The sequence below is a fragment of the Spirosoma sp. KCTC 42546 genome (assembly GCF_006965485.1).
Lineage (GTDB): Bacteria > Bacteroidota > Bacteroidia > Cytophagales > Spirosomataceae > Spirosoma.
Window position 1 is genome coordinate 2,940,954 of record NZ_CP041360.1, and the last position, 19,400, is coordinate 2,960,353.

19 protein-coding genes are annotated in these 19,400 nt (G+C 48.1%); 11 read left to right on the top strand and 8 right to left on the bottom strand.

The features are described 5' to 3' along the window. Nucleotides 1-2: 2 nt before the first annotated feature. The 3 genes from EXU85_RS11810 to EXU85_RS11820 form a co-directional block, all read right to left on the bottom strand. A complete protein-coding gene (locus EXU85_RS11810; RefSeq protein ID WP_142772274.1) occupies nt 3-2,261 on the bottom strand; it encodes a transglycosylase domain-containing protein in 2,259 nt (752 codons plus the stop codon). A 158-nt stretch (nt 2,262-2,419) separates the two neighbouring features. After that, on the bottom strand, nt 2,420-2,872 hold the full coding sequence (locus tag EXU85_RS11815) for a GNAT family N-acetyltransferase (RefSeq protein ID WP_142772275.1): 453 nt from the start codon (nt 2,870-2,872) through the stop codon (nt 2,420-2,422). Nucleotides 2,873-2,957: 85 nt separating this feature from the next. Next, on the bottom strand, nt 2,958-3,983 hold the full coding sequence (locus tag EXU85_RS11820) for an RluA family pseudouridine synthase (protein ID WP_142772276.1): 1,026 nt from the start codon (nt 3,981-3,983) through the stop codon (nt 2,958-2,960). A gap of 67 nt (nt 3,984-4,050) precedes the next feature. Here EXU85_RS11820 and EXU85_RS11825 point away from each other — a divergent pair, with 67 nt between their 5' ends. From EXU85_RS11825 to EXU85_RS11840, 4 genes are all read left to right on the top strand, one after another. Beyond that, the gene (locus EXU85_RS11825; protein ID WP_142772277.1) at nt 4,051-4,995 is read left to right on the top strand and encodes a 1-aminocyclopropane-1-carboxylate deaminase/D-cysteine desulfhydrase; all 945 of its coding nucleotides are present in this window, start codon (nt 4,051-4,053) and stop codon (nt 4,993-4,995) included. 20 nt (nt 4,996-5,015) lie between these two features. Next, nucleotides 5,016-6,278 (top strand): acyl-CoA dehydrogenase family protein, encoded by a 1,263-nt coding sequence (locus tag EXU85_RS11830; protein WP_142772278.1) that lies wholly within the window; start codon nt 5,016-5,018, stop codon nt 6,276-6,278. A 71-nt stretch (nt 6,279-6,349) separates the two neighbouring features. Further along, a complete protein-coding gene (locus EXU85_RS11835) occupies nt 6,350-6,979 on the top strand; it encodes a response regulator transcription factor (protein ID WP_142772279.1) in 630 nt (209 codons plus the stop codon). A gap of 24 nt (nt 6,980-7,003) precedes the next feature. Beyond that, the gene (locus EXU85_RS11840; protein ID WP_142772280.1) at nt 7,004-8,077 is read left to right on the top strand and encodes a phosphotransferase family protein; all 1,074 of its coding nucleotides are present in this window, start codon (nt 7,004-7,006) and stop codon (nt 8,075-8,077) included. 13 nt (nt 8,078-8,090) lie between these two features. Here the strand turns inward: EXU85_RS11840 and EXU85_RS11845 are convergent, their stop codons facing one another. After that, nucleotides 8,091-9,041, bottom strand: a complete 951-nt coding sequence (locus EXU85_RS11845) for an L-threonylcarbamoyladenylate synthase (protein WP_142776689.1) — start codon at nt 9,039-9,041, stop codon at nt 8,091-8,093. Between the two features lie 121 nt (nt 9,042-9,162). Further along, the gene (locus tag EXU85_RS11850) at nt 9,163-9,630 is read right to left on the bottom strand and encodes a peptidylprolyl isomerase (RefSeq protein WP_142772281.1); all 468 of its coding nucleotides are present in this window, start codon (nt 9,628-9,630) and stop codon (nt 9,163-9,165) included. Nucleotides 9,631-9,839: 209 nt separating this feature from the next. On the opposite strand from EXU85_RS11850, the gene EXU85_RS11855 reads away from it, so the two are divergent. The 3 genes from EXU85_RS11855 (at nt 9,840) to EXU85_RS11865 (ending at nt 11,993) form a co-directional block, all read left to right on the top strand. Next, complete coding sequence (locus EXU85_RS11855; RefSeq protein ID WP_142772282.1) at nt 9,840-10,202, top strand: YciI family protein; 363 nt, start codon at nt 9,840-9,842, stop codon at nt 10,200-10,202. Between the two features lie 87 nt (nt 10,203-10,289). Continuing rightward, the gene (locus EXU85_RS11860; RefSeq protein ID WP_142772283.1) at nt 10,290-10,697 is read left to right on the top strand and encodes a DUF1761 domain-containing protein; all 408 of its coding nucleotides are present in this window, start codon (nt 10,290-10,292) and stop codon (nt 10,695-10,697) included. A gap of 21 nt (nt 10,698-10,718) precedes the next feature. Continuing rightward, nucleotides 10,719-11,993 (top strand): RNA polymerase sigma factor, encoded by a 1,275-nt coding sequence (locus EXU85_RS11865; protein WP_142772284.1) that lies wholly within the window; start codon nt 10,719-10,721, stop codon nt 11,991-11,993. A 98-nt stretch (nt 11,994-12,091) separates the two neighbouring features. Here EXU85_RS11865 and EXU85_RS11870 read toward each other — a convergent pair whose 3' ends face one another. Continuing rightward, a complete protein-coding gene (locus EXU85_RS11870; protein WP_142772285.1) occupies nt 12,092-12,511 on the bottom strand; it encodes a DUF1801 domain-containing protein in 420 nt (139 codons plus the stop codon). 18 nt (nt 12,512-12,529) lie between these two features. Further along, complete coding sequence (locus tag EXU85_RS36135; protein WP_142772286.1) at nt 12,530-13,321, bottom strand: DUF1801 domain-containing protein; 792 nt, start codon at nt 13,319-13,321, stop codon at nt 12,530-12,532. Between the two features lie 427 nt (nt 13,322-13,748). On the opposite strand from EXU85_RS36135, the gene EXU85_RS11880 reads away from it, so the two are divergent. The 4 genes from EXU85_RS11880 to EXU85_RS11895 all read left to right on the top strand — a co-directional run bounded on the left by EXU85_RS11880 (nt 13,749) and on the right by EXU85_RS11895 (nt 18,616). Then, nucleotides 13,749-16,148: a gliding motility-associated C-terminal domain-containing protein gene (locus EXU85_RS11880; RefSeq protein ID WP_246859530.1), complete on the top strand. Its 2,400-nt coding sequence runs from the start codon at nt 13,749-13,751 to the stop codon at nt 16,146-16,148. A 216-nt stretch (nt 16,149-16,364) separates the two neighbouring features. Continuing rightward, a complete protein-coding gene (locus EXU85_RS11885; RefSeq protein ID WP_142772287.1) occupies nt 16,365-16,958 on the top strand; it encodes a fasciclin domain-containing protein in 594 nt (197 codons plus the stop codon). Nucleotides 16,959-17,034: 76 nt separating this feature from the next. Continuing rightward, a complete protein-coding gene (locus tag EXU85_RS11890; RefSeq protein WP_142772288.1) occupies nt 17,035-17,280 on the top strand; it encodes a hypothetical protein in 246 nt (81 codons plus the stop codon). 112 nt (nt 17,281-17,392) lie between these two features. Beyond that, nucleotides 17,393-18,616, top strand: coding sequence for a L,D-transpeptidase family protein (locus tag EXU85_RS11895; protein WP_142772289.1), 1,224 nt, complete (start codon nt 17,393-17,395; stop codon nt 18,614-18,616). Here EXU85_RS11895 and EXU85_RS11900 read toward each other — a convergent pair. Then, complete coding sequence (locus EXU85_RS11900; RefSeq protein WP_142772290.1) at nt 18,586-19,305, bottom strand: murein L,D-transpeptidase catalytic domain family protein; 720 nt, start codon at nt 19,303-19,305, stop codon at nt 18,586-18,588. The two genes, EXU85_RS11895 and EXU85_RS11900, sit on opposite strands and share 31 nt — an antisense overlap. Nucleotides 19,306-19,400: the final 95 nt, after the last annotated feature.

Genomic DNA, 19,400 nt, shown 5'->3' on the forward strand with positions numbered 1-19,400 from the left:
TGTTATGGGTTACTATCTTCCAGCGCCTTTTTTGCTTCCTTCTCTCGTCTTTTTTGTTCGCGCCGTTCCTGGCGTAATTGCTTACGGGTTTTAACGGTATCTGCTGGCGCGGGTTCATTCGTGATTACATCAGGAACAGCCCGACGTTCTGGTTGAACAGTGGTGGCTTCTTCATCGTTACGTTTCTCATCGTTCTTCTTACCCTTAAAGAGCCGACGAAAAAAGTTGCCAATACCGGTGCCGCCTTCGTCTTCATCGTCTACATCCGTATCCACTGGGTCTGTCATCAGGCTATCACCCTGGAATAATGAATCGATTGGGGATACCTGTCGACGAAGCCCTTCGCGTAATCGAACGTTATAAAAACCATAGGCTCCTGAATCGGGAGTGGTCAGCCCACGCCGGGCCATAATACGGCCAATTAGTTTAAAGTAACCCCGTACATTACGAACCTGAAGGGTTCCGTCTGGAACAAACCAGTTTAAGGCCGCTTTGGGGCGAGGTACCACAAAAGCCAGAAAAATGCTTTCGCCAAGGTTTAAATCGGAAGGGCTTTTGGCAAAATAGTAGCGGGCTGCTTCGCCAATGCCATAAATATTTTTACCCCATTCAATGATATTCAGATAAACCTCATACATCCGCTCTTTCGGAACGATGTGCTGATTCTCAATGAGCCAGACAATCAAGATTTCTTCGACTTTACGCGAAAGTGTCTTGTTACGGCTCAGAAAGACGTTTTTGACCAATTGCATCGAAATCGTACTGGCCCCTCGTTTGAATGATTTCTCCTTAAAGTTTGTGGCAATCGACACCCGGAATGCTTTTTCGTTGAACCCATTGTGCGTAAAGAAATTATAGTCTTCTGAGGTTAACAAGGCATTACGAAGATCAGGCGAAATCTGATTAATTGGGGTATAATCCGGATTCTCGGGGCCGACAATGATATTCCGAACGGGCTTACCTTTCTCGTAGGGGGTGTACACAAATGGCTGGTTGATAGCCGCAAAATCAGTGCGGCCCATTTGCAGAATCTGAAAGCCTTCCGAAGTTAATCCAGAGTCAAATTTTACCGAATCGGGGAGGGATGAATCAAGCTGAAATGCTACATCATATTTTAGTTTGCCAGCTACCTTCATGCCCTCCAGGGACTCAAACAAGCCTTGTGGAAACGAATTGAATAGCGCCTGAGCATCTATAAGCCCCGTGTGCAGCTGTACCTCGTAGATCTTCGTTGGCTTAAGCGTATATTTTACAAACGGATGGGCGCTCACCTGGCCAAGATGCAATGTCGACGAACTATCAACGCCAACATAATTTTCGCCAACGAACAGGTGGGCATCCATGGCTGCCAGCGGAACCAGTACATCGGTACGGGCAATAGCCGGGTGGTTAATCCGAAGGTTTCGAACCGAACCTGCTCCTTCGAGTCGAAACTCGCCCCCGGAGCGGTCAACATCATGGAGTTCAGCCCGAAGGGTATCTGCCTGGAGTACTAAGTTGAATTTTTTCTGAATATAGGGAAGCTCAATGGGCTTTGGGCGACCATTATGGCCTTCTGCATATAAAGCCAGGTTGTACTCCCGGTCAGCGGGGTCAGCAGTACCGGTAACGTGCCAGGTTGCCTGATTGCCATTTAGTTTCAGGGTCGAGCTAACGTCTTCATTTTTAATGACAGCCGTTTGGGTAAGCAAACTGAGCGTATCATTATTATCCATAGCCCGAAACTCCAGATTGCTGATATTCAGATCGTCGGGAATTTTAGATAGGATATTATCGATCAGATTTTCGGTTACGTCGGCCAGATTGGTGCGCTTCGTACTTTCTGTTGAGGGCTCATCAGTGGCTGTTGAATCGCGCTTCTTATGCAACAGAAAGTCAATGTTCGTCAGCGAGTCACGCTTAATGACTTGAACCAGTCCGTTTTCGAGTGTCATGCCCGACAACCCGATTTTCCCTGCCAGTAATGGCCAAAACCGGACTGCCAGTTCAACCCGTTGGATACGCGCCAGGCTATCGCGTTTTTCGGGCACAACTGAAATATCCGTAAATGCAAGCGAACTCAGGCCGGTAAATTTAGCCGAACCGATGCGTACATCCAGGTGATAATCCCGCTTTGCCTTGCGAATTCCCCGTTCAAGGGCGGTTTTTAATAAACTTTCGCGCTTGAAATAAGCAATCCCGCCACCTACACAGGCCAATAAAAAAATACTCAGAACTATCCACCCAGCGATACGCAGGGCTTTTCGTTGACGATACGTCATGCTTAGTCACTATTCTCGAACCGCAAAGATAGGGAATTAGAGGGAGGAAAGGGACGAGAGGGAGGAAGGGGAGGAAAGGGATGTACTATTCTTTTGTCGATTTTCTATATCTTCATTCCTCTCCTCCCTTTCTTCCCCTTCCTGCCTTTACTCCATTTTTAAAAATCTAAATGGCAGTTTGTCCAGCCGTCATCGAACCGGGTGCCGAATTGTTTGTAGAAGCCAATAGCGGGTTCATTCCAGTCTAATACCTGCCACATCATGCCAGTGCATTGTGTTTCGCGGGCGGTCTCAATTGTAGCGTCCAGAAGGAGTTTACCGACGCCAAATCCCCGAAAAGCTTCGGTTACAATGATGTCTTCCAGATATAAACGTTTGCCTTTCCAGGTGGAATACCGATAGAAGTAGAGGGCCATACCAACGATATTCTTGCTGTCGGAGTCTTCAGCCATAATCATCCCGAAAAGAGGATTTGGTCCAAAGCCATCCAGGGCCATTTGTTCAACACTGTTGGTAACCTGATCGGCAGCACGTTCGTAAACGGCCAGTTCCATAACTAAAGCGAAGGCTTCCGGTATATCTTCGAGGGTGCCAGGGCGGATTGAAATCATTGTATCGGGTTAGTATAGTAAGTGTAGTGGTAAGTAAGTGTATTAAGTGAAATAAGATGCAAGATACTCAATTAACAAACTGCACTCACTCCCCAACAAACTTCCTCCACTTCGTAAGGGCGGCTTGAAAATCGTCGGGCAAGGCTGAGTCGAACTGGAGCCATTCTTTGGTACGGGGATGGGTAAAGCCTAATGATTTGGCATGAAGGGCTTGTCGGGGCAGTAGTTTGAAGGCATTTTCTACAAATGCTTTATAGCTCCCAACCGGGTTACCGCGTAGAATCCGGTCGCCACCGTACATCGCGTCGTTGAACAATGGATGACCGATGTGCTTAAAATGGGCCCGAATCTGATGCGTACGGCCCGTTTCCAGATTGCATTGTACTAAAGCAACATAGCGAAGCGCTTCCAGGGTTTTGTAATGGGAGATGGCCCACTTACCCTTCGATTCATCGTCATAAATTACCTGCACTTTTCGGTCTTTTACCGACCGGCCAATGAAGCCGGTAATGGTACCATCCGCAGGCTCGGGAATGCCCCAGGTCAGGGCGTTATACGTCCGTTCAATGCTGTGCTCAAAAAATTGCCGGGCCAGGTGCGTCATGGCAAATTCGGTTTTGGCAATCACCATGAGGCCCGACGTATCTTTGTCAATCCGATGCACCAGGCCGGGTCTGATCTCGCCATTCCGCGAGGTGGGCAGGTTTTGAAAATGGTAGACCAGCGCATTCACCAGCGTACCATCCCAGTTGCCGTGGGCGGGATGGACTACCATACCCGCTGGTTTATTGAGTACCAGCAACTCATCATCTTCAAAGACAATGTTAAGTGGGATGTTCTCTGGCTTAACGTCCGTATCACGGGGCGGATGGGCCAATGATACCGTAATGACATCCAACGGCTTAATTTTGTAGCTGGCTTTGGTTGGCTTATCATTCACCCGAACGGACTCTGCGTCGATAGCCGCCTGAATTTTGGTACGGGTTGCATTTTGCAGCCGATCCATCAGGAAACGATCAATCCGCAGCAGCCCCTGGCCTTTATCCACCACAATACGGTGGTGTTCGTATAATTCGTCCTCTTCAGGTAATTCGTCGTCTAGTTCCGCCATTTTCTCAAAATAAACCTATGAGGTTTCCCCAAACCTTATAGGTTTGTACGGTACAAAACTACGGATTATGGACGAACTTGCCCGGCAACTGGCTCATTTGGTAGGTAACTCACCGGTTCAACGGCTTGATACCCCATTTCCTGAACCCGTTCCTATTCGTCTGCTACTGAAGCGTGACGATCTGCTACACCCAAAAGTTTCGGGCAATAAATGGCGTAAACTCAAATATAATTTATTGGCCGCGCGCGCTCAGGGCTTTACTACGTTACTCACCTTTGGCGGAGCTTACTCGAATCATTTGTATGCTACTGCTTCGGCAGGAAAGGTGTTTGGCTTTCGAACGATTGGCGTTGTTCGGGGCGACGAATTAGCTGGGAAACCACTTAACGAAACCCTTCAGTTTTGTCGAGACAGCGGAATGCATCTGCACCTTGTTAGTCGGGCCGACTATCGGCGCAAAGAAGACCCCGATTTCCTCGCTGAGTTGACGAAGCAATTTGGCCCCTGTTACATCTTGCCAGAGGGAGGTACAAACGAGTTAGCTATTCAGGGTTCGGCAGAGATTATTCCCGAACTAGTGGCTCAACTGGGTTATGCACCCGATTATGTATGCTGCCCGGTAGGCACAGGAGGTACGGTAGCGGGATTGGCGCAATCGGCACCCGCAGAAACGAATGTGATGGGATTTGTTGTGTTGAAAGGCCTTGTCTGGGACAAGCTTCCGCCTGGTCACTTGTCACATCATAATGGCCAAGGGGAAGCTTGCCCCAGACTTATTCACGATTACCACTTCGGTGGCTATGCCAAAACCACACCAGAACTGATGCGCTTTATTCATGAAGTTGAACAGAAAACGGGCGTATTGCTAGAGCAGGTCTACACTGGAAAGATGCTCTATGGCATCTACGACCTTGCCCGAAACGGATTCTTTCCAGAGGGCACCACGGTAGTGGCAGTGCACACAGGTGGGTTGCAGGGAAGGAGTAAAGTGTTAGATGTGGTCAATCGGTAAAAATCCCATAAATTGCTGATATGGATACGATTTTCACTACCGAGCGCGTCAGACCCTTGCTGGCACAGGTTCGCGAATTTGTCGAAACGGAATTGATTCCGCTTGAAGCTGGCTTCTCGCACAACAAACTAGCTGAACTGATCCCTATTCTCGATCAGAAACGGGAACTGGTTAAAGCCGCCGGTTTATGGGGACTTCATCTGTCAAAAGAAGATGGCGGGCATGCATTGACTCTTTGTGAATTCGGACAGATCAGTGAAGCGCTGGCCCATGCACCGTTTTTTGGGCATTATGTATTTGGGTGTCAGGCTCCCGATATCGGAAATACCGAGCTGCTTCACCGATTCGCATCCGACGAGTTGAAAGAACGCTATTTGAAGCCCCTAATGGCAGGTGAAATTCGTTCCTGTTTTTCAATGACCGAACCCGATTTCGCCGGTTCAAACCCTACCCGAATGGCAACGATGGCCGTTCGAAGCGGGGATGAATACGTGATCAACGGCCGTAAATGGTTCACCTCGTCGGCCGATGGAGCTGCCTTTGCTGTGGTGATGGCAGTTACCAATCCGGATGCAGCGCCCCACCAACGAGCCAGTATGATTATTGTTCCGACTGATACGCCCGGCTTTACCATCGAACGAAATATTCCCGTGTTTGGGGAAGCTGGTGAAGGCTGGTTCAGTCATGCCGAAGTGAGTTATACTGACTGTCGGGTGCCGGTATCGAACGTGATTGCAGGTGAAGGAATGGGTTTCCGGCTGGCGCAGGAGCGGCTTGGACCGGGGCGCGTTCACCATTGCATGCGCTGGATTGGTAATGCCGAAAAAGCACTGGATCTCCTGTGTAAACGGGCAGCTACCCGGGAAATTGAAGACGGTGTTATGCTGGGCGAGAAACAGTTTATTCAGGATTTCATTGCCGAAAGCCGCGCTGAAATTGACGCTAGCCGACTGTATGTTCTTAATACAGCTCACATGATTGATACGGTTGGTGTGAGCAATGTTCGCGACGCTGTTTCAGCCATTAAGTTTTATGTTGCCAACGCGTTTCTACGAGTGCTTGACCGGGCTATTCAGGTACATGGTGCATTGGGCGTTACAGACGATACCGTGCTGTCGGCTATGTATCGGCATGAGCGGGGTGCACGCATCTTGGACGGAGCCGATGAAGTACATAAGCAAAATCTGGCTATCAATATCCTGAAAAAATATGGCCTGGATATCAAACAGAAAGCGAAAGAATTGCGTCAGTTTCGCCAGCTAATGACGGCTGAACAACTATAAACCGCGGGTTCGCCACATAGTGCAACGTAGTTCATACACACCAGGTCAGTTGTTTACTAAGCAGAAATAGTATGCCCATACGACTAATCATAGCGGACGATCACCCATTATTAATTGACGGAGTAAGGGCGGTGATTGAGGAAATGGACGATGTGGTATTATTGGATTCTGTCACCAATGGTCGCCAATTAATGGATCGCCTGCTAAAACAACTAGTCGATATGGTGCTGCTCGATTTGAACATGCCCCATCTGGATGGTATCTCGACTCTGACGATCCTGAAAGAGAGGCAGCCTCATCTAAAAGTTATCATCTTTACCAGCTATGATCAACCCAAACTGATCAAAGAAATCAAATCGCTGGGGGCCGACGGCTATCTGTTAAAAACCAGCAGTTCCAGTGTTCTGAAAGAAGCGATTATAGCCGTGGCTGCTGGCGCAACCTGGTTTCCAGATGAAGTAGTGGCTTCGTCTACTCCTGAGTTATTAATTGACGATTTCACGATCAAGTACCAGATTACGAAGCGGGAAGTCGAAATTATTAGGCTCATTGTACAGGGGTTTTCGACCCGGCAAATCGGCGAGCGGCTGTTTATTAGCGAATTCACTGTGAATTCGCATCGCCGAAATATAGCCCGCAAGCTGGGCATCGATACGCCAATTGGTTTACTCAATTTTGCCAAAGAACAGGGCTTGATCTAATTTTTTGCATAAATCTTACAAAACATGCTTGCTCCCGATATACCCCGCTCAGTTCGTTCGGGTGAAGAATTGGCTATAAATCGCTTAAACGAATACCTGCATGAACAGGCACCAGAAGTAGGACTAGTGCTGGAAATCAGGCAGTTTTCGGGAGGGTTCTCCAATTTGACCTATTGGCTCAAAACGGAACGGCAGGAATATGTCCTCCGCCGACCGCCCGCTGGGGCCAACATCAAAGGGGGGCACGATATGGGCCGGGAATTTCGGGTATTGTCGTTGCTGAAAGGGCATTACGATAAAATCCCGGATCCAATCGTTTACTGCGAATCGGCAGATGTGCTGGGCGTACCATTCTATATTATGACACGCGTAGTGGGCGTGATACTAAGGGCCTCAATGGCGCCAACGCTTACTCTTGATCCGGAGCGCATGCGGCAGTTATCAGAAGCTTTAGTTGATAATCTGGTAGCTATTCATAACCTGGATATTCAGTCAACGGGCCTAAGTCAGTTAGGTAAACCCGAAGGGTACGTACAGCGCCAGGTGGAGGGGTGGAGCAAACGGTACCGAAATGCCGAAACCGACTCAATTCCCGCAATGGATCAGGTTGGCAACTGGCTGCAACAGAACTATCCTGCTGAACAGGCTCCCGCTTTTCTGCACAATGATTACAAATTCGACAATGTGCTGCTGGCTGCCGATGAATCTACAGGCGATCCGATTCCTCTGATCAAAGGCGTGCTGGATTGGGAAATGGCGACTGTTGGCGATCCACTTATGGATTTAGGTGCCACCTTAGCCTATTGGTCAGAAGCGAACGATAGTCCAGCTTATAGAAACTTCAACCTAACGTGGCTTCCGGGGAATCTGACCCGGCAGGAAGTTGTAGCCCGCTACGCTGCCCAAAGTGGTCGTGACCTGACCGAAATTCTGTTCTACTATGTATTTGGGCTATACAAAAACGCCGTGATTGCGCAGCAAATCTACGCTCGTTGGAAACAGGGGCATAGCCAGGATGCCCGCTTTGGTCATTTGTTGCCAATGATTATTGAACTGGCTAGTAAGGCCGTAGGATCTATTGGGAGTGGGGAAGTGTAGGAGAATTTGACCCTTACTGCACACTCGCCCGGCGAAGGCGGTCGTTCATGGCCCAGCCTAGCCCTTCGTTGGGTAAGGGCTCAGCATAAATAACGTCGATGGGTAACGCGTCCAGGGCACGCAGATGAGCAAAGAGATTTTTGGCTGCTTCGTTGAGGTCTCCAGTGGGGGAGAGGATACGCTGATTTTCAGGGAGAAAGCCGCCAAAGGCTTCGCGAAAAACCAATGCCCCGGCCCGTTCGCTGGGTTGTGGAGTTTCGCCGGGTGATACGAGAATAAGCGGTTTTCGGGGAGCATAGTGGCTGCTCAACATGCCCGGAGCCTTCGGATTTGAGGTCGAATGCGTTTGCACGGAAACGGAGCCAATTATTTTCTCAATCTGATCCAAAGCCATTCCCCCAAGTCGAAAAACAGTGGCTTTGTTGTTTTCAAAGCCAACAATCGTCGATTCAATACCGACGCCTGCCGGGCCACCATCCAGAATGTAGGGAATCTGATCGCCCAGTTGATCGGCAACATGGTGCGCCGTGGTTGGACTGATATACCCAAATGGATTGGCACTCGGAGCCGCCAGTGGGAAATCGAGCGAACGTAGCAGAGCCAGCGTAAGGGGGTGATTCGGGATACGAACCGCAACGTTGGGTAAACCTGCTGTAACCAGGTCAGGAATCAGGTCGCGCTTAGGGAGGAGCAGTGTCAGTGGACCGGGCCAGTACGCTTCTGCCAGTTTACGGGCTGGCTCAGGAATGTTAGTTACGAACTGATCGAGTTTATCGAGTGAGTCCGTGTGTATAATCAGCGGATCGAAAGAGGGCCGGTTTTTTACCCGAAAAATTGTTAGAACAGCATCTGGATTGAATGCATTACCTGCTAGTCCATAAACGGTTTCGGTAGGTATCCCCACCACATTTCCCGCTTCTAAAAATGCCTTTGCTGCCCGTGTATCCGTACCAATCTGTGCCATGACTTCGTGGCGCAAAGATAGGGGAAAAGGGGATAAAAGGAGGAGAGGACGAAAGGAAGGAAGGGATTCATGCGTCAGCAACCCTTCCTCCCTTTCGTCCCCCTCCTCCTTTCTCCTTTTTTTAATGATGCCCTCCGGGGCCGTGGACGTGGCCATGAGCCAGCTCGTCGGCGGTGGCATCCCGAACGTCCAGCACTTCAACATCGAAATACAGATTCTGATCAGCCAGCGGATGGTTGGCGTCAACGGTTACTGTATCGGGTCCAACCTCGGTTATGGTAACAACCTGACCTTCGTTGGTTTCAAATTGCATTCCTACTTCAAGCTCCTGTCCGCCAAATGCCCGGCGAGGTACAGCTTCTACCAGTTGCGGATCGCGCTTACCGTATCCTTTTTCCGGTGTTACATCTAACTGGAGATGATCACCTTTTACGCGGCCTTCCAGCCCTTCTTCCATACCCGGAATAAGGTTGTTAGCCCCATGCAGATAATATAACGGATCGCTACCCTGGCTGGAATCCAGCACGTTACCACTGCTATCCCGCAGGGTATAATGGATGGCGGCTACTTTGTTTTTTGTAATATTCATACCGGTTTTCTTTTGCGCTGTGTCGATCCCTTACCGATATCCAGCGAAGTTGCAATGGTTCTTGAGTTTTAGATTTAATTCATAAGGTCTCTTAGCCCTGATAAGTTTGATTAATTAATGTTTTTTTTTCAATCGTTGTCCGATTTAAGCATTGTCGTTCGTCTAAGTGACGAAAACAAATTAATAACCAGTATAACCAATCAACTACAATGGACAAATTTATGCTTGTATTCCATTCGCCTTATTCTCAGGAAACCGCCTTCGCCGAAATGTCGCCTGATGCCATGCAGGCCGAGATTCAAAAATGGAACAACTGGATAGGAGGAATAGCAGCTCAGGGCAAACTGATCGGTACAGATGCACTGGCGCCTGTTGGCAAACAAATGACCAGGGGCGGGCAGGTTATTACGGATGGCCCATTTACCGAAGGGAAAGAAATTGTAGGGGGATACCTGATTTTAACCGCGGCTTCCTTAGATGAAGCTGTTGAGCTGGCTCATGGATGCCCTATGTTCGAGACCGATGGGACTGTAGAAGTTCGGCCAATCATTAACTTCGAGAACTTCGAGTAAGGCCTGGGTCCCCTCTTTTTTTTAAAAAAGGGGGGACTCTCAGTACATCTAAAACGTAAACTTGTATCGTTCCTGACGCAAATTTTTATGGATATTTCAACCCTTAACTGGCCAGCTATTTTAGTGGCTACACTGGCTAATTTTTTAATTGGTGGCCTATGGTATTCTGCCTTTTTATTTGGTAAACCCTGGATGGCTGAAAATAAGTTTTCTGAACACGAACTGAGGCAGAGTAACATGCTGAAATTGTTTAGTCTAACGTTCCTTTTTTCATTGGTGATGGCTTTCAATCTGGCCATGTTTTTAAATGACAGTAAGACCACAACAAGTTGGGGGGCAATGGCTGGTTTTTTAGCGGGCTTTGGCTGGGTAACCATGTCTTTATTTGTTATTGGGCAGTTTGAACGGAAAACCACTCGATATATGCTCATTCATGGTGGATACGTAACAGTTAGTTTTGTGGTTATGGGGTTAATTTTGGGAGCCTGGCGCTAAACTATGAGCTGAGAGACCCTAATGCCTGATATCCCTTCTTCATTAACTGACTCCAACCAACTAGTTGCCCATCTGTTTCGGCATGAAGCAGGACGAATAGCCTCCGTGTTAACCTGTATGCTTGGTTTTGACCGGCTCGATCTGGCTGAGGATATTGTGCAGGATACCATGGTAAAAGCCTTGCAAAGCTGGCGCTTTCAGGGAATTCCTGATAATCCCAGCGCCTGGCTCTACCGGGTGGCAAAAAACAACGCATTAGATGTAGTTCGGCGTGAAACCCGATTGCGGCAGATTAGTCCGGAAGTCGAGTACCTGCACCAACAGGAAGCCACCGAAATAATGGGCAACGTTTATTTCTTCGACGACGAAATTACCGATAGCCAGTTACGGATGCTGTTTGCCATATGTCATCCAGCTATTGGCATTGAGTCACAAATGGCTATGTGCCTGAAAATTCTTTGTGGGCTGAGTGTTCGGGAGATTGCCGGGGCATTTTTGACCACCGACGAAACCATCGCAAAACGCATCTACCGCGCGAAAGAGAAAATTCGGCAGGAGGAGATCCGGCTCGAAGTGCCAATGGGGCAACAACTGGCACCCCGCCTGGACTCGATTCTGAAAAGCATCTATCTCCTATTCAATGAAGGCTACAATTCATCGCATCCCGACCAGTTGATTCGCCAGGATATGTGCCAGGAAGCCATGCGATTAGGCCTGTTGCTCACCCAAACGCCACAGACCCAGCAACCCGCCGTTGATGCCTTGCTGGCACTGATGTGTTTTCAATCTGCCAGGTTCAATGCCCGTACTGATGATGCGGGTGGCATTATCTTACTGGCCGATCAGGATCGAAGCCGCTGGAACCAGGATTTAATTCGGCGCGGTCATTTGTATCTGAATCGTTCGGCCGAAGGGCCAGCGCCAGGTGAGTATCATCTTGAAGCCGGTATTGCCATGCAACATTGTATCGCTTCGTCCTATGAAACAACTGATTGGCCCACAATACTGCTCTATTATGATATGCTGATGATGCGAAAACCGTCGCCCGTTGTTGCGCTGCATCGTGCGGTAGGAGTCGCAAACGTGAAGGGGCCGGTAATGGCTATTGATGAGGTAGTGACACTATCGGGCCTGGACTCCATGCATCATTACCACGCTATTCTGGGAGATTTATACGAGCAGAATGGACAGCCGGAACCAGCCCGGACTCATTACCAGCGGGCTATTCAGCTAACGACATCCATAGCTGAAAAGGCACTGATCGAACGAAAACTAAGCCGACTGCAAGCGGACTAGTTCACTTGTATTTTAAATAAGCATTTGATCGTCAGAGACAACAGGGGGCATAGAATCAAAAAAAAACTATCTGATTACAGCACTAGAGCAGACTTATGTCAAGCTGAATAAGTGGTTCGTATATGACTTGTAGACCGGTCAATCAGCTCTTTAAGGACATCCAGATCAATGTCTTCGAGTTTTTTAACGTATACGCAGCCTTTCCCGGTTTTGTGTTTCCCCAGTTTTTCCAGTAACTCTTCTCTTTCCGTAAAATAGGCCGAAAGATAAAATGTAAGTGCATCCTTTCTAGGCGAAAAGCCTATGAGTGGCGCATCCCCTTCGTGTCCACTGGCATAGATATAATGGTAACTCCCAAAACCAACGATACTGGGCCCCCACATTTTTGGGTCAAGTCCCGTTTGCAGTTTTATGAGGTCAATAACGCTAAAACTGTCTTTCCGTTTCCCTTCATCGGCAATCGAATTGACAAAGTCAGTTACGCTGTTTTCTGTTTCGGTCGTTTTATTTTTTGCCATCGTCCAGTAGTTGTTGATTTACCGTTCCACAAGTTTCAGCCACTCCTTTATGACATGTTGCAATTGGGTTTCTTTTGAACGAATGTCATCCATGTCCTTAAAAATGACTGTTCGTCTACCGTCTTTATAATCTCCTTCAAGAAACCCGGTTGAGTCGTTTACGTTGGCTCCACTGGGAAAAACCAGCATCACTCGTCCTTTGTGCAGGTTGAACACCACCAGTTCCCGTTTATATTCTTTGGGGTCAAATGGCTTCATGTCCCCTGTATAATAATAGCTTGGGTTATTCCATTTAATCCGTTCGCCAATTTCGGGGTCGGTGCTTAGAATGACTTGCCTAAGTGCTTCAACAAGCAGGCCAATTTCAGGATCAAGTTGTTGAATATGCTCGGTTACCTGTTCCTGGTCGGAGCGTTTTTTGGGTTTTGCTGAGCTTTTCTGTATGGCTTTACGTGCTGCCCGTTCCAGATTTTCTGTCACCCTGAACCTGGTAATTTTGGCAATAAGGTCAAGAGGGAGCGGTTTATCGATTGGAAATTGAATTGACCCTTTGGCTCCTTTATAACCAGCGAGTTCACTCTTGAAGGCTTCGATGCCTGTTGGTGCCGGATAGAATCCGATATGCTGTTTAAAGGCGGCAAAATGAACCAGATTACCATTTAAGGTTAACGTCGGCATGCCATAGTTAATGGTTTCTTCTGCGTCAGGAGCTGCCTGGTTCAGGGTTGACCGCAGTTGGTTCAATAGGTCTTGCGTGTGGGTTGGAAAGCTTGCGATATACGCATCAATATCGGTCATATTGGTTGTCATAGTCACTATGCTTTTGACGTAGTAAAAGGTAGTTTTTTGCCGATCTCTACCCAGATTCTATTCCCTTGCCTAGCCTTTTTACATTTCCGGGCTGTAGGGATCAACCGAAAGACTCACAAATGAAAATCCTTATCTTTGCTATATGAATGAGCGGTTCAAATTTTGGCTCAAGCGAGTTGGCTGGCTGGGTTTTCTCTTCTTTCTTGTCAAAGGCCTTCTCTGGCTATTGATTCCATATCTGATTGCAAAAGGTTTTTTTTCTAAGTAAACAGTCCTGTGGCTTACCAAATAGCCTGATCACCTTGTGCCACAAGACCACTCAATAATAGAAAGTGGACTGTTTATAGGCCTATTCCAGAAGTGTGAGTATATTCATTGCAAGTTTTTGAGGATGGCTTATTGAATCCAAAAAGCAGGTACGGGTATTATGCAAGTCGCGAGTGGAGGAATGGTTCGAGGAGGTAGAACAGGTCTGTTGCTGATCATTGCCTGGCTGTTGTCGGTAGGCGCTCAGGCAGACCACATTATCGGGGGCGACATGAGTATGCGTGCCGTTGGCACAAAGCCTGGTTTATTTCGAATCCAGCTAAATCAGTATTTAGATGAAAATAAAACGGTTTCCGGGAATCGGGATGCCTTTGTGATCTTACGGATTTACCGGAAGCAGAACCCTGTCTTGATTGAACGACTTACCCTTTACATTAAAGAAACTCTACCGCTCACGTTCAATAATGTTGCCTGTGCCAGCCTTCGGCAATTAAGCTTTACGCAAGCCCGTTATTACGATAACCATCAGTTCGATCCCAATTTATATACCGATCCAGGTGGCTACTACATCGTTTGGGAGCGGTGTTGCCGAAACGATGCCCTCACGAATGTGAACACGGCTGCTGTGGATGGGGTAGCCATGACTTTTTATCTGGAGTTTCCGCCCATGTTGAAAAAGGGCATAAACGTTACTAATTCTGCCCCTGAATTCCGAGTGCCTAATGGGGATTATATCTGTATCAATAAACCCTTCACCTTCGATGCAGGAGCAACTGACGCAGATGGAGATCAACTGCGCTACTCGCTTGTAACACCCCTGAATGGATATACAACCAGGTTAGCGCCTGGTTATACGGATGAAACGCCCAGAAATAGTTACCCAACCATTAATTGGGGGCCAGGGTACAGCTTAGCCAATATTATTCCGGGAAGTCCACCCCTAAGTATTGATCAAAATACGGGGAAGTTAAGTGTTAAGGCCTCTGCCCAGGGACTCTATTTATTTACGGTGCAATGTGAGGAGTTCAGGAATGGTGAGCGTATTGGCGTTGTACGACGGGATTTTCAACTACCTGTTGTGGATTGCTCAAAAAATACGCCCCCTCCAGCCGTTGTGATGACCAGTGGAAAAGTAGCGACCGATCTTTCCTGGTGCGGTAGTCAGCCGTTGGTGCTATCTGTCGAGAAAAATTCAGACTGGGCCTATCAGTGGCAGAAAGACGGTACAAGTCTCCGCGGTTCTACCAGCGATACCCTACAGGTACGAACACCAGGGGTTTATTCCGTCGTAAAAAGCCAGGCGAAAGCGTGCGCGAATGACACCACCTCGCAGGCAGTTAAGGTTACGTTTACAACTGCTCCTTCGGTCAAGGTATCGTTAACAACGCCAAAGCCTTACTGTGCAGGGGATACACTTGTGCTAAAGGCCGATGGGCAACCAGGTTATAAATACCGATGGCAGTATAATGGGAAAGATGTTGCGGGCCAGCAGGCGACGCTACAGATATATCAGGCTGGCAATTACGGCGTATTTGCCAGAATCGCTGATATGGGTTGTGAAGGAAAAGATAGTGTAAAGGTTACCATTGAGCCACGCCCTACGGCTCAGATCAAGCCGTCGTCGTTGACGTTTTGCACTGATGGCACCATTCAACTTATGGCTGGGAATACGACTGGTTATCAGTACCAGTGGCAACAAAATGGCAATAAACTTACCGATACAACAAGTCAGCTCGTGGTAAAACAGGCTGGAAACTATCAGGTTACGGTTAGCGCACCAACCGGTTGTACCGCTACATCGCTTCCTGTTACACTCACCCAGTATGCCCGTCCAGTCATTCAATTTGATTCTATAGCATCCGTTTGCCTTGACAGTAACGCTACCGTTGCCTTGACGGGCCAACCTACTGGCGGAACCTATACAGGGCAGGGCGTTCAGGGGAGCCGCTTCGATCCAATGAAAGCAGGTGTTGGGCGTCATGAGCTGACCTATACCATTACATCAGACAAAGGATGCCTGGCCGAGCAGAATCGTTGGGTTGAGGTGTTGCCTAGTGTTAATTTAACCGGTCAGACTACGTATATTTTAGCAAAAGGGCAGAGTGTTCAACTCCTGACCCGATCTGACCAGCCCATCAGTCGATACCAGTGGAGTCCAGCTACCTATTTAAGCCAGCCGGATGTAAGTAGCCCAATTGCCATCCCATCTGAAACGACCTTGTATGAGGTGACGGCCATGAGCGAGGCTGGTTGTACGGATAAATTGTCCATTCTGGTTGACGTAGCCACATTACTTTATTTCCCATCAGCCTTCTCGCCTAATGCGGATGGGCAGAATGATGTATGGGTGATTCCAAACATCAGCTCGTTTCCACAAAGTGAAGTCTCCATCTACAATCGCTGGGGACAACTGATTTTCTTCTCACGCGGATATACCCAGCCCTGGGATGGTACTTACCAGCAGGAACCCGTTCAGGCGGGGGTCTATACCTACCAAATCCGTACGGGAACCGGCCCGCTAGATACCACGTATCGGGGGCAGTTAACCGTTATTCATTAGTTGACTAGTTAAGTAAGGCTTGCGGTTTCATAGGCCATATCCTGGAGATATGGCCTATGAAACCGCAAGCCTTTTTGTCCCTTTCGCTCAAATTCTAAGCCTTTGGGCAATTTACAAGTGCTAGCCTACCGTTTACTCAATAAATCGGAGCGGGTTGCTTCGGGCTTGTCGGTGCGATGAGTCGTAGGTTTCATTTTCTAACTATACTCAATTAACATGAACAGGAAACTCTTTTTGAGCTGGGCAATGGCATCTATGCTACTCCCCGGCCTATTTGCGTCTGTTAGTGCGCAAACTCAGAATTCGGCAGGACAAACCGCTACCACTACCTCAGATGCCAGCTCTATGCCCAAAGTAAGTCATACGACAACGGGTAAAGACCTGGCTATCAGTGCGGCCAAATCTGCCAATCACACGGTCTTATTCAGAGCTCTGCGCGCATCTGGCCTAACGGAACAAGCTGGTGGCAAAGGCCCTTATACGGTGTTTGCGCCCACAAATGAAGCATTTGATAAACTTCCCGCTGGAACAATGGACGATTTATTGAAGCCAGAAGCGAAAGCAAAATTGATGAAACTGCTGGCCTATCACGTTGTGAAGGGTAAATACACTGCCGACCAGCTTCAGGACGGACAGAAACTAAAAACGGTGACGGGCGGAACACTAACCGTTGGTAAACAGGGCGATTCGCTGACTATTACGGACGGAGCGGGCAACACCGCAACCGTTGATCAGTCGGATGCCGAAGCAACCAATGGGATGGTGTATTCGATTGATTCGGTGCTGATGCCAACAGCAGGCGGGAAATAAGTTGTTTGCAAACAATACGTTAGTTTACTGGTTTGATAGACTAAAGGTTCGATAGACACTTGACACGGAAAGCGTTATGGAAAATCAGGAGAAAGAAGATATCATCCGGGCTAAGCAGGCTATTTCGCCCGCAGGTCTTGCTAATCAGTCAGTAGAAGGTACCAGTGGACCTGGCAGTCAGATTGATGCCGAGGAGTTGGAACCAGACGCGTTGGAAGAAGACTACATGGATGGCGATAAGTTAGCGGCCAATGTGCGCGTGACACACCCAAACCGAAATCCCAATCCCAAACCGGATATTGACAAGCCAGCCTATAGCTAACCAACAAAAAGGGCAACCCGTAACAGAGTTGCCCTTTTTGTTGCCTGAATAGTCTGCCAAAAACAATGGCGAGTCTGCTTCGTTTTATACATAGTAATACTCAACGATACGAATGGATAAACGAAGGATTGGAATTGGCATTGCAGTGGTAGCGGGTCTGGTCATCCTGTTCTTTGTAGGTAAATGGTTTTTTAAACAAAAGTCGGTAAAGCAGAAGCGGACGCAGGTTGAACAGGCGCGTAAACGATCGGAAGAGGAGACGAAAGAAGCTTTACTCGCCCTGCATGGACTATGCCGGTATGCCGATTCAGTTGGGGTCGATACAACTCGATTTGGGGTTAAATCGGTAAACCAGGTCACCGAAATAGAGGCAAAACAGGCCGATCTGCTGCTGGAAATTCGCTACGGTAAAAAGCCTTCCCGACTGGAATTTAGTGGATTAAAGGAGGCCGTAGACTCAAGTTGGGCCAAAAATGCGGATGGGGCCAGCCAGCCCGAATCACTGGCAAAACTTGCTCCGTTTGGGCCCTATAACCAATTGGTGGGCCATTATAGTCGGCTTCGTAAACTAGCTAAATCAAATCCGGCCATGGCCGATTCATTGCGGGTGATTCGGCAAACATTGAACTTCTATCGGTATGTCAATCGCTTCGATGCCGATAAGTTTGTTGTTGTCAATATTCCCGCCGGTGAGTTAAATGTCTTTGACCGAACGGGTAAGCGGCTACTTCCTATGCAGGTTATTGCTGGTAAACCCGATAAGCGAACCCCCTGCATGACAACGTATATTCAGGATATTGTGGCCTATCCCTATTGGAATGTGCCCCGCAATATCGCTCTGGACGAAATGCTGCCTCGAATGAAGCGGAACATTGCCTTTATTTACAATCAAAATCTCCAGATACTGGATGAGAAAGACAAGGAAGTTGACCCTGAGGAAATTGACTGGGATGGTTTATCGACAACTAATTTCCCGTATCGGGTTCGTCAGGCGTCGGGCTGTGAGAATTCACTGGGCTTGCTAAAATTCAACTTGGCAAATCCGTTGGCCATTTATCTGCACGACACCAATAGTCGGGACTTGTTCAAGCTCACCAGCGATCGCTGGCGGAGTCATGGATGCGTACGGGTACAGAAGCCGGTCGAATTAGCTAACCTGATTCTGGACGCCCAAACGTTCGATAAAGCGTTTCTGGATAAATGTTTGATTGATCAGAAACCCCGGACACTACCTATCCCAAAGCCGTTTCCGGTGTTCATCACCTACAACATTGCCGATGTGGACGCAACTGGGAAGCTTCGATTTTACAAGGATGTGTATGGGCTGGATAAATAGGCCGATTGCTTCAGGTAATCGGGATTGGGCGCGTAGACAAACAGGCATGTACCGCCTTTAACAGCCTGAATGATGCCTTTGGATTCGGCATAAGGGACGGCTGGGCATCCCTGGCTACGACCAAGTCGGCCCGTTTTGCGAATGATATCTTCGCAAACATAATCGGCACCATGTAGCACAATGTTCCGATTATAGACATTGTCGTTAAAGCCTTTTTCCAGGCCTTTCAACTGCAACGAAAGGCCATGCTTACCCATGTAGGTATTGAGCGTCTGGTAAAAGCCTAAGCTGCTCTGGAACGACGATTGGGTGTTCGAAAATTGATTGGCAGTTAAATCACCAGAGTTACGCCCGTGTGCAACATAGGTGTTAAAAACCAGCTTTTTATTGAACAAATCAACAACGTATAGCCGTTTATGGGTTGATGGCTGGCTCAGATCAACAATGGTAAGCATAGACTTAGCAGAATCTATTTTCTGCCAGCCGCGCAGGGCATATTCGAAAACAGTTCGCTGCAAACCAGTCTGGCTTAAGTTAAGCTCATCATAAACAGCAAGGCGACCAACAGATTTAACCGTTTTTGGGGCCGCGGTTGGGGCTGCTATAACAACGTTACGGGAAGATTTGGATCCGGTGCTGGCAAAATAAATAACTACCAAACCAACCAGAAGCAAAAGAACATTCTTCATACCGACAAATAGGCGTGTTTATGGGTTTATGAGGATGTAGAATGATAACAGTCTCATACCTGTTTTAATTCGATGAAGATACAACTTTTCTCTAA

Bases quoted from the DNA above. Each gene is read 5' to 3' on its own strand.
- EXU85_RS11885 (WP_142772287.1), top strand. From the start codon at position 16,365: ATGAACAGGAAACTCTTTTTGAGCTGGGCAATGGCATCTATGCTACTC.
- EXU85_RS11850 (WP_142772281.1), bottom strand. From the start codon at position 9,630: ATGAATATTACAAAAAACAAAGTAGCCGCCATCCATTATACCCTGCGG.
- EXU85_RS11825 (WP_142772277.1), top strand. From the start codon at position 4,051: ATGGACGAACTTGCCCGGCAACTGGCTCATTTGGTAGGTAACTCACCG.
- EXU85_RS11815 (WP_142772275.1), bottom strand. From the start codon at position 2,872: ATGATTTCAATCCGCCCTGGCACCCTCGAAGATATACCGGAAGCCTTC.
- EXU85_RS11865 (WP_142772284.1), top strand. From the start codon at position 10,719: ATGCCTGATATCCCTTCTTCATTAACTGACTCCAACCAACTAGTTGCC.
- EXU85_RS11900 (WP_142772290.1), bottom strand. From the start codon at position 19,305: ATGAAGAATGTTCTTTTGCTTCTGGTTGGTTTGGTAGTTATTTATTTT.
- EXU85_RS11810 (WP_142772274.1), bottom strand. From the start codon at position 2,261: ATGACGTATCGTCAACGAAAAGCCCTGCGTATCGCTGGGTGGATAGTT.
- EXU85_RS11840 (WP_142772280.1), top strand. From the start codon at position 7,004: ATGCTTGCTCCCGATATACCCCGCTCAGTTCGTTCGGGTGAAGAATTG.
- EXU85_RS11855 (WP_142772282.1), top strand. From the start codon at position 9,840: ATGGACAAATTTATGCTTGTATTCCATTCGCCTTATTCTCAGGAAACC.
- EXU85_RS11860 (WP_142772283.1), top strand. From the start codon at position 10,290: ATGGATATTTCAACCCTTAACTGGCCAGCTATTTTAGTGGCTACACTG.
- EXU85_RS11835 (WP_142772279.1), top strand. From the start codon at position 6,350: ATGCCCATACGACTAATCATAGCGGACGATCACCCATTATTAATTGAC.
- EXU85_RS11880 (WP_246859530.1), top strand. From the start codon at position 13,749: ATGCAAGTCGCGAGTGGAGGAATGGTTCGAGGAGGTAGAACAGGTCTG.
- EXU85_RS11845 (WP_142776689.1), bottom strand. From the start codon at position 9,041: ATGGCACAGATTGGTACGGATACACGGGCAGCAAAGGCATTTTTAGAA.
- EXU85_RS11895 (WP_142772289.1), top strand. From the start codon at position 17,393: ATGGATAAACGAAGGATTGGAATTGGCATTGCAGTGGTAGCGGGTCTG.
- EXU85_RS11890 (WP_142772288.1), top strand. From the start codon at position 17,035: ATGGAAAATCAGGAGAAAGAAGATATCATCCGGGCTAAGCAGGCTATT.
- EXU85_RS11830 (WP_142772278.1), top strand. From the start codon at position 5,016: ATGGATACGATTTTCACTACCGAGCGCGTCAGACCCTTGCTGGCACAG.
- EXU85_RS11820 (WP_142772276.1), bottom strand. From the start codon at position 3,983: ATGGCGGAACTAGACGACGAATTACCTGAAGAGGACGAATTATACGAA.
- EXU85_RS36135 (WP_142772286.1), bottom strand. From the start codon at position 13,321: ATGACAACCAATATGACCGATATTGATGCGTATATCGCAAGCTTTCCA.
- EXU85_RS11870 (WP_142772285.1), bottom strand. From the start codon at position 12,511: ATGGCAAAAAATAAAACGACCGAAACAGAAAACAGCGTAACTGACTTT.